This window comes from Prevotella melaninogenica, from assembly GCF_018127925.1.
Classification (GTDB): domain Bacteria; phylum Bacteroidota; class Bacteroidia; order Bacteroidales; family Bacteroidaceae; genus Prevotella; species Prevotella melaninogenica_C.
This window is the reverse complement of sequence record NZ_CP072348.1, coordinates 1,787,159-1,800,558: the sequence shown is the minus strand read 5'-3', so window position 1 is coordinate 1,800,558 and position 13,400 is coordinate 1,787,159. Positions and strand designations below refer to the sequence as shown.

General features: G+C 43.5%; 9 protein-coding genes. 4 read left to right on the top strand and 5 right to left on the bottom strand.

The genetic code is table 11. The features are described from left to right. Window positions 1-115: 115 nt before the first annotated feature. Entirely contained in the window at window positions 116-244 is a 129-nt protein-coding gene (locus J4861_RS13500; RefSeq protein WP_282958351.1) for a hypothetical protein, read from the top strand. Between the two features lie 265 nt (window positions 245-509). Here the strand turns inward: J4861_RS13500 and J4861_RS12770 are convergent, their stop codons facing one another. From J4861_RS12770 to dut, 4 genes are read right to left on the bottom strand one after another with little or no spacing between them, the layout of a single operon-like run. Then, window positions 510-2,555, bottom strand: coding sequence for a murein hydrolase activator EnvC family protein (locus J4861_RS12770; protein ID WP_211817130.1), 2,046 nt, complete (start codon window positions 2,553-2,555; stop codon window positions 510-512). Next, window positions 2,556-3,467, bottom strand: a complete 912-nt coding sequence (gene lolB1 / locus J4861_RS12765) for a lipoprotein insertase outer membrane protein LolB1 (protein ID WP_211817129.1) — start codon at window positions 3,465-3,467, stop codon at window positions 2,556-2,558. It abuts the gene before it with no gap. Beyond that, entirely contained in the window at window positions 3,464-5,200 is a 1,737-nt protein-coding gene (locus tag J4861_RS12760) for a tetratricopeptide repeat protein (RefSeq protein WP_211817128.1), read from the bottom strand. Before J4861_RS12760 ends, lolB1 begins: the two co-directional genes overlap by 4 nt. A gap of 21 nt (window positions 5,201-5,221) precedes the next feature. Beyond that, on the bottom strand, window positions 5,222-5,659 hold the full coding sequence (gene dut, locus J4861_RS12755) for a dUTP diphosphatase (protein WP_036863029.1): 438 nt from the start codon (window positions 5,657-5,659) through the stop codon (window positions 5,222-5,224). Between the two features lie 269 nt (window positions 5,660-5,928). On the opposite strand from dut, the gene dgt reads away from it, so the two are divergent. The 3 genes from dgt (at window position 5,929) to J4861_RS12740 (ending at window position 12,196) form a co-directional block, all read left to right on the top strand. Continuing rightward, window positions 5,929-7,266, top strand: a complete 1,338-nt coding sequence (gene dgt / locus J4861_RS12750; protein WP_211817127.1) for a dGTP triphosphohydrolase — start codon at window positions 5,929-5,931, stop codon at window positions 7,264-7,266. A 221-nt stretch (window positions 7,267-7,487) separates the two neighbouring features. Further along, complete coding sequence (locus J4861_RS12745) at window positions 7,488-8,483, top strand: YqiA/YcfP family alpha/beta fold hydrolase (RefSeq protein ID WP_211817126.1); 996 nt, start codon at window positions 7,488-7,490, stop codon at window positions 8,481-8,483. Between the two features lie 266 nt (window positions 8,484-8,749). Continuing rightward, window positions 8,750-12,196, top strand: coding sequence for a DEAD/DEAH box helicase (locus tag J4861_RS12740; protein WP_211817125.1), 3,447 nt, complete (start codon window positions 8,750-8,752; stop codon window positions 12,194-12,196). Between the two features lie 379 nt (window positions 12,197-12,575). Here the strand turns inward: J4861_RS12740 and J4861_RS12735 are convergent, their stop codons facing one another. After that, the gene (locus tag J4861_RS12735; RefSeq protein WP_211817124.1) at window positions 12,576-13,064 is read right to left on the bottom strand and encodes a hypothetical protein; all 489 of its coding nucleotides are present in this window, start codon (window positions 13,062-13,064) and stop codon (window positions 12,576-12,578) included. Window positions 13,065-13,400 lie beyond the last annotated feature (336 nt).

Below are 13,400 nucleotides of genomic sequence, written 5' to 3'. Positions count from 1 at the left end.
ACGAATTCCACATGAGTACCTATTAGAAAGCTAAAAGTCTACGATAAGAATCCACAATAATATCTTCTATGCAATTTTCATCAATTAGTTGAGTCCATTTACATAACATATTTCAATGTGTTTAGCACTCCGCACCATTGGTGTTTACCATCAGCACAATATGTGCGAAGCATTAGCACGATATGTGCGAAGCATCAACACATCAGCTAAAGATGAGAAGAAAGGGGCATTAAACCCATTATAACAAGGGGAATAAGAGGCAAATAGCTAACTAATAGAAGGAAAAGATTTACCTGACAGCTGCCGAAGAAGGTTTTTCTTCATGATAAAAAACATTCTTCTTCATGATAAAAAAGAATTATCTTCATGAAAAGAAATATTCCTTCTCATGAAGATAATTTAGTTATAACGTACTTATTGAACTTAGAAAGACGCTAAAACACGAAGCGAATTATCGTCACTTTCAACTCAATAAGCCCACATTATTAATATATAAGATAAGATGCTTATTAGCGCAACCACTGCTCTGGATTCAGTTTTGCTGTCTCCTTACGCAACTGGAACTGAAGAATACCAGTCCTACCAACGGTTCCGATGGTCTGTCCCGTACCAACCTTCTGTCCTTTGCTGACACCGACAGAACCCAAATTAGCATAAACAGTGATGTAAATACCATGACGAATCATCACGACACTCATACCGCCTGCCATGAAGACACCGCTCACCTCGCCCATAAAGACACTGCGAACAGCACTGCCAGGAGCACCCTTGATATTGATACCATCATTGTTCAAGCGAATATTTGACATACCAGCCACATTGTACTGACCAAAGTGGCTAACGATCTGACCCGACAATGGCATTGGCAATCTACCACGGTTATTGGCAAAGTTACCCGTTATCGCACGGTCGGCAGAACTGAGCATATCATTGCTTTCAGCAGCAGATGCTCTTGCAGCTTCAGCCTCACGAGCAGCACGCTCACGGTCAGCATCAGCCTTGCGTTCGGCAGCCACACGATTTGCCTCAGCCTCACGCGCCATCTGGTCGGCACGAGCCTTCTCAGCAGCGGCACGAGCCTCAGCCTTTTCCTGTGCAGCCTTAGCAGCAGCTTCCTGCTCTTCTGCCTTACGAATAGCACGCTCACGAGCAGCAGCACGTTCCTTCTGCAAAGCCTCTTGACGTGCCTTTTCTGCAGCAGCCTTAGCTGCAGCAGCACGAGCAGCAGCTTCCTGACGAGCCTTCTCGGCAGCCTCAGCAGCAGCACGAGCGGCAGCCTTTGCTTTTTCCTCACGTTCTTTTGCCTCTGCAATACGACGCGCATTCTCTCGGGCAGCAGCCTCTGCAGCAGCTTTCTTACGTGCCAATTCTTCTGCACGCTTCTTAGCAGCAGCGGCACGAGCGGCAGCCTGCGCCTTTGCTTCTGCAATAGCACGTTCGCGCGCCTTCTGTATTTCAATCTGAATAAGTCGGTCAATCTGCGCATTCAGAGCCTGTTGCTGCTGACGACGCTGTGCGATAACACCCTGCAACACCTTCTGGTCGTTCTGCAGAGAGTTTACAACCGTCTGCTGTTCAACACGCTTACGCTCCATCTGAGCATGTACCTGACGGTCTTTATAGAGAAGATTACTCTTATTGACACGCACCTGTTTCAGCTGTGTATGCTTCTCATCTACCTGCATCTGCTTGGCCTTGAGCTGTTCACCCTGCGCACGCTGGTAGGCAGCATACTCACGTACGAAACGAAGACGACGATACATCTGCGTCAAGTTCTTTGCAGAGAAAACGAACATCAGCTTGTCTTGAATACTACGATGACGTGCCATGTAACGCATAGAACGGATGAAACGAGCACGACGCTCGCCCAACTGTGACTCAAGAGAAGCCAACTGACCTTTCAGAATACCGATATTTGAATCTAATCCCTTGATATCTGTGGCGATTGTATCAATCGTTCTTTGGTGCTGACCGATTTCAGTATCAAGGCGTACAATCTTCTGCAAACGGTCATCAACGTCCTTCTGCTTTACTTTCATTTCCTCTTCGTGCTCTGAAATCTCTTTTTGCAACTTCAGGTTTTGCTGTTGCAAGCCTTTGATTTCCTCTGTCGTCACGTATGCAGGACCCTTTGCTCCTTTCTTACCAACATGAGCGTTGCCTACAGCACCCTTACCACGGACAACTTGTTGACCCTTCACTTGAGCAGCTTGACCCTTGAGTTGAGTCTGTTGTCCCTTCGCTTGAGGTTGTTGTCCCTTGAGTTGTTGCTGCTGTTGTAACTTACCCTGCTGCTGTTTGCCCTTCGGTTGGGGTTGCGTTTGCAATTTCTCAACTATTGGCTTCTGCCCTTTTACAGGAGTAGCAGGTGCTACAGCGTGGTTGTTATTAATCGCATTTACAGCTTTCTTACCCTTACCTTTTACGGTAGTTTGGGGCTCAACGGCTTGACGCACAGCTGTTTTTTGCTGTTTTCTATGCTTACGTGAATGCTGCGCAGAAACACTCAGCATACACATTATTGACAATATGAATAATAAAGAAAGACGTTTCATTTAAAAGTTCATTAGTTTGCCGAGGATATCCTCTACGCTTACTTTTGTATACTTATCAGATGGTGTGGTAAAGACTTCCCAATCGCTGGCATCGCTGAAGCTCTCAAGATCGAAGCTTGCCTTAAGTGTCTTTGCTGGCTTCTGTCCAAACTTTGGTGTATTGATTGTCAATAGCTGACTTGCAGGGAAGAGTTTAGAGCCAAACGCTTTAAAGTCATCATAACTCCATGAGAGCTTTGAAGCACCATGCGTATTGCTATTATAAGTAACAGTTGTTAGGACAATCTGATTGCTCTTAGGATTAACAGACCACTTATAATCCATCTTTCCGTCTTTAAGACTTATCAGGGTTGAGCCTTCTGACTGTGCTTTGCTTTCATCAACAGCAAACTGTGAGAGGTCTGCTTCACTCACCTTTTGCTGACGAGGGATGAACACTTGATTCCAGAAAAGCGACTGGAGTGAATAGAAGTTGATTCCATTATCACGCAAGAATCCTACCTCATCATAGCTTGCCTTTACATACTGCTTATGGATGCGATCGATGAAGAGGACATAATCCTTTGCAAACTCGATGCGTCCCACCTCACTACGAAGAATCGGAATAAGCAACTGTAGACGGATAACCTCATCTTTACGCATACGCAGAATACCTGGTACGGTAATGTCCTTATGCCCATCATTGAGCGTAAAAGTAAGATTTGAAACAAGGTTCTTTTGGTAAAGTGCATTGTCTGCAACACGCTGCATGACAACAACACTCTGCATCTTGCTATCCTTTGTAGCAGGTGCTATCTGCTGTGCAACCTTGTTATCCTGCACTGGTTTCTGTTGAATCACAGCTTTCTTTGTACCACATGATGCCAACAGCAGGGCAGTCATGCTTACAAGTAATATCTTTGTTTTTTTCATTCTGCTATGTATTTCTTTAGTTCTATCTTCTTTCTCAATGTCGCATTCTCCTTATTTCCTTCGAGCGCTTTCCTCCAGAACTCAATAGCTTTCTCTATATCGCCTGTCTGTGCATAGATATCACCAGCGTGTTCCTTGACGACGTTGCTCAGTGTAGAGTCATTACGAATCGCTTGTTCGATATATATCTTTGCCTCTTCGTAGCGCTTTTGCTGGAAAAGAATCCATGCGTAGGTGTCAAGATAAGTACTATTATTTGGCTCAGCCTTAATGGTCTTATAGCTCATCTGCTCTGCCTTTGTGAGGTTTTCATTCGCCTCACTGAGGTAATAGGCATAGTTATTCAACGCAGCCACATTGTCTGCTTTCCACTGCAAACAGCTGTCATAGGCTTGAAAAGCTTCTTTATTGAGTCCTTTCTCATGCAGGATATCACCCATGATACCGTAGAAGTCTGACACAATACCTGGATCACTGTCTGGCTTTATCTGCCCAACTCCCTTGCGGAAGGTCTCCAGTGCCGCGTCACCGTCGTGCTTTTGGAACTGAGCCATACCTTGGAAGTAATAGAATGCCATCTCATCTGGGTTGTATTCTATGGCTGGTCGGCAAATAGCGATGACCTTATCGTAGTCTTGTGTGTCCCAAATATTCTGTATCAATGCTATTCTTGCACGCGAATTATCGGGTTCTACCTCAAGAGCTTGCTCATAAACGCGATTGACAGCAGCCTTTGGTTGCTTGCGAAGTGTCATATATGCGGCTTTAAGCATATAGATATCGGCATCTTCTTGAGGAACAGCTAAGGCTACAGAGAAGAGCCTCATCACCTCAGTACTATCTGGAGTATTATCTTTCTGACTGCTTGTAATGACCTGACGGAGTAACTCTAACTTCGCTTCCTTTTCTGTTTTTGGCGATTGCAACAGTTCCTGTAGGATTGTTTTTACGGTTGCCTTGTCTCCAATATTATTATAATAATCCATCATGGAAAGCTTGGCAAGCGAGTTATCAGGGTCTTCTTTCAGTACATCACGATACTTTTGAAGTGCTTCCTTCTTCTTTCCATTCTGCAAAAGCCAGTTTCCGAACATCACACGATAGTTGAGGTCGAGCGGATGACTGTCAACGAGTGCCTTCAACTCGTCGTACTCTTTGCGCTTTTCCCCCATCTGTTCGTAGATTTGCATCTTACTAAGTGAAATCTGCTCATTAGTTCCTTCCAGTGTTTCCAGACGTTCCAAGCATTTAATCATCATCTTGTATTCATTCTGAGAACCATAGAGCTGATATAGAATTTGTAGTACATCTGAGCGTGTCTTATTGGACTCATAAAGCCGCTCAAAGGCATTGATGGCATTAGGATAGTCTTTCTGTGACACATAAAGCTTTCCTAATTTCTCTTGATAAGCTGAGTTTTCGGGGTCAAGACTTGCAGCCTTCTCGAAGTATTCACGTGCCACCGCATCCTTCTTCATATCCACATAAAAAGCAGCTAACTGATAATAAACCTCTGGAGCTTGTGGATTGAGGTCGCGTGCATGGCACAGAAGGTCGAAAGCAGCCGTAAGGTTGCCCATTTCTTGTTGCCGTATCGCCTCAAGGAAGAAGTAGTTATAACTTTGAAGGCTATCCTCTCGATCAGCATGCATCGCCAAAGAGCCGCCCAACAAAGCAAGAGCAAGGAGGGTACGGCGCATCTTTGTGACTTTCAATATAACGTTATTGAACATTTATCGTTTCTTTCTTTGTCTTTACTTCACGCCCGTATGGCCATATCCGCCTTCACCACGTTCGGTCTCATCGAGTTCTTCTACCTCAACAAACTCTGCTTGTTCGTGACGTGCAATGACCATCTGAGCAATGCGTTCACCATCATTGATGGTAAAAGGTTCATCTGAGAAGTTAATGAGTAGTACCATGATTTCACCACGATAGTCGGCATCAATCGTACCAGGAGAGTTGAGAACAGTAAGTCCATGCTTCAAAGCAAGACCACTACGAGGGCGCACCTGTGCTTCAAACCCCACTGGAAGTGCGATATGAAGACCTGTTGGAATAAGTCTTCTCTCCATGGGTTGCAGTACGATAGGTGCATCGATATTAGCGCGGAGGTCCATCCCCGCACTCTGTGAAGTTGCATAAGCAGGAAGCTGCTGATGCCCTTTATTAATTACTTTTATCTGTATCATTGCCATATAATAAGGTACAAAATTAAGCATTTAAAGCCACATTCATACATTTTATGAAGTAAAAAACTTGTTTTTAGCCAATTTTAATTACTTTTGTGTGTAGCTTTCAAGCCCCCAATAAATCATAAACAGAATTCATCAACACCCAATATTCAACATCCAACACTCAACAACAACACTTTTGTGTATGGCTTTTAAGCCCGTAGCAAGTAATAAACAGAAATCATCAACACCCAATATTCAACACCCATCACCCAACAACTTCCGCAATGAACTGGCAACAACTCATATCCAACAAGCGTCTCGGACAGGAAGAGCGTCACGCCCTTCGACACGATGATCGCTCTGAATTCAAGCGTGACAGCGACCGATTGATTTACTCTGCACCGTTCCGACGACTGCAGAACAAGACCCAAGTATTCCCTCTACCAGGCAGTGTCTTTGTGCACAACCGCCTAACCCACTCGTTAGAGGTGGCTTCCTTGGGAAAATCTTTGGGTGACGACGTTGCAAGAAGACTCATCGAAATACACCCAGAGTTGCGTGGTACGCTCTTTGAAGAGATTGGAACCATCGTACAAACAGCTTGTTATGCACACGACATGGGTAACCCTCCGTTCGGTCATAGTGGCGAAAAGGCTATGCAGGCATTCTTCACAGAAGGTCCAGGGATTAGCTTGAAGGAGAAAGTTAGCCCACACTTCTGGGAAGATATTACCCACTTTGAGGGCAATGCCAATGCTTTCCGCTTGCTGACCCATCGTTTCTTAGGCCGAAGAGAAGGTGGATTCGTGATGACTTATACCACCCTTGCGAGCATCGTAAAGTATCCTTTCAGTTCCACTTATGCCAGCAAACACGGCAAGTTTGGCTTCTTTGCAACGGAAGAAGAAACCTATAAGAAGATTGCTGATGAATTAGGTATCATTCAAAAGGATAGCTCTGAGGCTGGTATCTGTTATGTTCGTCATCCGTTGACCTATCTTATGGAGGCTGCAGACGATATCTGTTACGAGATTATGGATATCGAAGACTCTCATAAACTCAAACTTCTTTCGTTTGAGGAGACAGCCGATTTGCTCCTTGGCTTCTTCGATAAAGAAACCAGAAAGAGTATTCGAAAGCGCATAGAAGACGAGGGTGTGACCGACCAAAACGAACAAGTTGTTTACTTCCGTGCCTGTGCTGTAGGACTATTGGAGGCTGAATGTGTCAATGTCTTTGTAGAACACGAAGAGGAGATACTCAATGGAACCTTCGAAGGGTCGCTCATCAAGCATATTTCTGAGCTTCCCCGACAGGCTTACAAACGCTGTACAGAGGTTTCAGTGGATAGGATTTATCGCAGTAAGGCAGTCCTCGACGTTGAGTTATCAGGCTATAAGATTATGGAAACACTGATGGAAGCACTCATTGGTGCTGCTGTTGAGCCTGAACACTTCCACAGTCAGCAACTTATCAGACGTTTCTCAAGCCAGTATGACATCCAAAGTCCTTGTCTTGAAACACGTATCATGGCAGTACTCGACTTCATCAGTGGAATGACAGATATCTATGCACTCGACATCTATCAGAAGATAAATGGTATCAGTTTGCCACTGATATAAAAGCCTCCCCCGACCCCTCCGAAGGGAGGGGAGGCAAAGAGGGAAAAAGAGGGGGGTATAGTTGAATGCCACATGGGAAGACTTGGAGTTGTTTTTAATATGGAAAATCAATATAAAGACACCCACAACGCATTTGTCTTAACTCCATTTCACTCCTTTAACTCCAGATTCATCTCCCTCCATTTCACTCCTTCAACTCCTTTAACTCCCAGACAGAATCAATGGAAAATCAATATAAAAAGACCTTTCCCGACCTCATGGTAGGAAAGAAGATTATCTACGTTCACGGCTTTATGTCAGCTGGTTCAAGTCATACGGTACAGATACTGAGGGACTATATGCCCAAAGCTACAGTCATTGCGCCCGACCTCCCCATACATCCTGAGGAGGCAATGGAACTATTACGCAACCTTGTTAATACCGAAAAGCCCGACCTTATTATCGGTACTTCAATGGGAGGTATGTACACCGAGATGCTTTATGGTGTCGACCGTATCTGCGTGAATCCCGCTTTTCAAATGGGAACAACCATCAGCGAGACGAATATGATGGGCAAACAGGTGTTCCAAAATCCACGACAAGATGGAGTACAAGAGGTTATCGTAACCAAAGCATTGGTAAAGGAATACAAAGAGATAACTGAAAAGTGTTTCTCACAAGTGACAGAGGAAGAGCAGCAACGCGTCTTCGGACTCTTTGGTGATGCAGACCCTGTTGTCCACACCTTCGACCTTTTCAACGAACATTACCCTCAGGCGATCCGTTTTCATGGTGAACACCGACTCATCGAGAAAGCTGTTTTCCATTACCTCATGCCTGTTATCCGATGGATTGACGACCGACAGGAAGGGCGCGAGCGTCGTACGGTACTCATTGACCAGAACACCCTCGCTGATGGATACGGCAAACCGAAATCAAGTTTGAACAAAGCTTACGAGTTCTTACTTGATAACTACAACGTATTCTTCGTGTGTCCTGCACCAACCAACAATCCGTCAGCCATCACTGAACAGCAGGCATGGATAGAAGATGTCTTCAGCGCACCTGCATGGAACCATACGATCTTCACCAACCAGCCTCAACTTCTCTATGGCGACTACTTCATCAATAGTACCGAACACGATGACTTCCTCGGCACAAGCCTACTTTTCGGTAGCGAAGAGTTCAAGACTTGGGAGGAAATTATCACTTTCTTTGAACGCTTAGGAGGACAGTAAGCAGGCAAAAAAGACTCACTTCGGTGAATTATTTTCATGAAAAGAAATATTTTTCATCGTGAAAAGAAATATTTATTTTCATGTAAATAAATCCTTCTTTTCATGAAAATAATTCGCAACAATAGGCTTTCTGCAATAAAGAACGCTCACAACCAACTGACTACAAAGCAATAACACCCACTCAAAACATAACCCAATGAATTAGTCCTCACGCATTGTAAAAACGTAACACCTCTTTATCAAGAGGACTGAGGAGACTTTATCCTATGGCACACGAACTTTTCTCACGTATCGCTGACATCCTTTCAGCACCATCTGAAGCACAGGCACTCATCATGCACGAGACACTCGTCATTGCTTGTCATGAAGGATTAAAAAACACCCGACATGGTTTCGGCAACCTTTCTTCGCAGGTGGAGTCGCTCTGTAGGCAGCATAACATCGCCCCACAGGATATTGTGGCAATCCAGAAAATGCGCCGACACAGTAACTCTTACGCACCGATTCTCCCAGAAGACGTGGCTTACGACTGTCGTGCCTTGGCTATCTTCGTGTCTGCTGTTGTGCAGGAGGCTATCCCATCGTTCCTTGTTGGGAAAATTCCAGCACGTGGACGCACAACGGAGAATATACTGATTACGAATTATCGTTACATTCGTTGTATCGTAAGAGAGTGGGACGACAGTACTATTCAGGTGGCTGTAACCAATCAAGACAGTAGCGAAGAACTCTTGTTAGTGGACTATATGAACACACCAGACTACATTGATTTCAGCTACTTACGCCCGATGCTACGCGAAGGGATGCAGCTGAATCTTCTTGACTGTACTGTTACACGAAAAAAGGTCGTACCACGTCTTATCGTCGTTGAGCCAGACTACCTGATAGATATCTCTACCATTGCTAATTGTTTTGAAACATACGGACACCATCCGTTGCTTTTCACCGTCAACAGACTTACTCCCCGCCTGAGCAATAAACACATTGTATTGGGTAACTTCGCTGGTTCTGCACTCGATGATATCATCAATCATCCAGCAAAATACGACATCAAAGATACCTTCCGTTCTAACTTCAGAGAGAAGGCTTTGGACTATGCGACTTGTCCCGACTTTGATGCAGCAACTTTCAAACAAGATGCAGAACGACAGGTGGAGAACATCAAGGGGATTGTTGACGAAATATTCCAAACCTTCGACCGTGAGAAAGCGATTCTTGAACCTTCCTTTGTATGCGAACGATTGGGCATACAGGGTCGTGTCGACTTGATGACAACCGACTTAAAACTACTTGTTGAGCAGAAGTCGGGCAAGAATACTTTTATTGAACGCAAATACAAAAATTCACATGGCTCACTCCATGTTGAGAAACACTATGTGCAGGTGTTACTCTACTATGGTATCTTGCAATATAACTTTCAGCTTAGTCCGAAGAATGCACACATCCAACTGTTGTATTCTAAATATCCCCTACCCGACGGATTACTCGAAGTGGAGCCACTACAAAAGCTGATTCGTGAAACTATCCGCTTCCGTAATCAAGCCGTGGCAACGGAGTTCTGGATGGCTGATAATGGCTTTGACAGGATGTTGCCATTGCTCACACCGCAGACATTGAACGTTGAGAAACAAAACGATAACTTCTACAATAGATACCTCTTGCCACAACTCACCGAGACACTGGCACCACTTCACCAACTCAACGACCTCGAACGTGCTTATTTCACACGTATGATGACCTTTGTTATCAAGGAACAATTAGTGTCGAAAGTGGGTGTACAGGAAGGTGTAGGAAATAGTAATGCTGACCTTTGGAATATGCCTCTTGCGGAGAAGAAAGAGACAGGAAACATCTATACAGGACTGACTATCATCGAGAAAGAGCGTAGCAGCTCGTTCAACGGCTATGATACGATTACACTCGCTGTACCCCAACAGGGTGAAGATTTCCTCCCTAACTTTCGCAGAGGAGATATGATTTACCTCTATGCGTACAAGAAGAACGAGGCTCCTGACGTGAGAATGAGTATTCTTTTCAAAGGTTCACTACAGGAGATACATGGTGACAGACTTGTTGTACACCTCAATGATGGACAGCAAAACCCTGACCTTATCAGCGGAGATTACTTCGCTATTGAGCATGCTGGTAGTGATATTGGTGGTACTTCGGCTATCAGAAGTCTTTATACCTTCATAACTTCAAACGAAGAACGCCGTCAATTGCTTTTGGGACAGCGGGCACCACGTATCGATAAGTCCCTTACCTTATCCCGCAGCTACCATCCCGATTATGACGAAATCATCTTGAAAGCAAAGCAGGCACAGGATTATTTCCTTCTTATCGGTCCTCCAGGAACAGGCAAGACCTCACAAGCCCTGCAATTCCTTGTGCGTGAACAGTTGGCAGGGAACATCTATTCACAACCATCTTCAGCCTATTCAGCAGAAGATTCTAAGCACAACAAACTTTCAGAAACCATCAACACCCAACACTCAACACCCAACACCCAGACGGCAATCCTCCTCCTTGCCTATACAAATCGTGCTGTCGACGAGATTTGTAATATGCTGACAGAGAACGAACTTGACTACATCCGCATTGGTAATGAGTTCAGTTGCGACCCGAAATATAGTGACCATTTGTTGAAGGAAGTGTTAGATGAAAATGCAACCCTCAACAGCATAAAGTCTACCATAGCGGATGCGCGCATCGTTGTAGCCACAACCTCTACAATGAACAGCAATGCTGCTCTCTTTAATATCAAACATTTCGACCTCGCTATCATTGATGAAGCAAGTCAAATATTAGAGCCAAATATTATTGGTTTACTTACAGCCCGACATGCAGAAAGGCGTGCGATAGACCAGTTTATATTAATAGGCGACCATAAACAATTGCCAGCAGTTGTGCAACAAAGTGATGCTGAGGTGGTTGTTGAGAATGAAACACTGAAAGCAATTCATCTAAACTCTTGCGCTAATTCTCTCTTCGAACGGCTCATTCTTACAGAGCGAGCAGCAGGGAGAACTGATTTCATTGGTACACTGCACAAACAAGGACGAATGCACCCAGACATTGCCGACTTTGCTAATCGTAAGTTTTATGCACGCGAACAAATCGAATGTGTACCATTAGCCCACCAATTAGAGCAGACATTGAATTATAACGAAGCGAGTGAGGACGAGACCGATGATGTTTTGAAGGCGCATCGTATGATTTTCATCCCTTCAAAGCCGTGTCGACAACTGAATATTTCTGAGAAAGTAAACACGGAGGAGGCACGTATCATTACCGACCTGCTAAGACGCCTACACCGACAACTCGGCAATAACTTCGACCCACAGAAGTCTGTTGGTGTCATCGTACCTTACCGCAATCAGATTGCAATGATCAGAAAGGAGATTGAGAAACTTGGTATTCCCGAATTGGAAGAAATCAGTATTGACACTGTGGAACGCTATCAAGGTAGCCAACGTGACATCATTCTTTATTCTTTTACCATTCAAAGTCGCTATCAACTCGACTTCCTCACCGCCAACACGTTCTATGAAGATGGTCAACCTATTGATCGTAAACTAAATGTTGCCATCACAAGAGCCCGCAAACAGCTGATTCTTACTGGTAATGAGCCAACATTAAGACAAAATCAAATCTTCTCAGAACTCATTGATTATATCAAAGAAAAGGGTGGATATTATGCAGAAAAGGCATAATCTGAACAAGAGGGAATTTACAAACAAGACACACGTTTTCATCTTTTCTCCCTTATCATCTCCTTAACGCAGTAGAGGAAACAAAAAAATAAAATGAGATTATACCAGAAATATCATTGGTAGAACCTGATACTCTGGTATAATCTCATTTTACTGTTTTCTTTTGAAAAGCTGATTTGACTTTAACCCAAATCGGTCATTAGAGCCTAAACATATTTTGTTTTATTATCGAGCAGATTGTTTGGCTTTGCAACGCAGGCGTAGCGGGCTACGTCAAGGTACAAAGACAGACAAGATGCCGATAATAAAATAAAATATGTTAGGAAAAAATACCATAGTTAAGAATTATACATATTGTGGTCTAATAACCGATTTGGGTTTAATACAAGCCCTGCCTATGTGCCCAATCAATCGCACCTTGATGCGTTGTCATCTTTACGTTCTTATAGCTTCCCTCTATTGTACGAGTTGCTGTACCTTCTTTCCAAATATATTTATAACGGAGTTCTATCTCATTTGCACCCGTCTTTAGAAGATAAACATAACTTCCTTTCTGGAAAAGATGATCATCATAGCTGTATAGACCACCAACTGCAGAACCACCAGCAACCCAATCACCGGTCTTTGTTAAGTCAACAATCTGTCCAGCCTGACTCTTAGGAATAAAGAAAGCAACCATTTTACCCGAGATACCCAATGGATAGTTAACACCGATTCTACCTCCAAAATCACTGTAAAGAACAGGACTTACCCCATTATTTACATCATTATCATCATCACTACCACAAGCACTAAGGCTAAAACACATTACCAATGCAAATACACTGGCTACAAGGGCATAAGTCCACTTCTGAATACTTTTACGCATATGATCTATTTTTTTTATAGTTAATCTAATTGCAAAGATAGCGCAAATATTGCAAATAAACAAGAAATAAACTACTTTTAAACAGAACTCAACACACATAAATACAAGACTTTACAACTAAAAGTGAGCATTGTAGCCAATAAAATTTAAATCATATATTCTCTATGTATCATCGTATTAAACTTAACCCAAGTTTAACCGGTAAAATTATTTTTCATAAATTTTCGGGATGTTTTGTGTAGTATCAATTTGATAAATGGTTGATAATCAAGTATAGGGTATTGTAACGAGGAGTAAAATCTGATTTGTAGGACACAGTCATATCAAAATTATTTT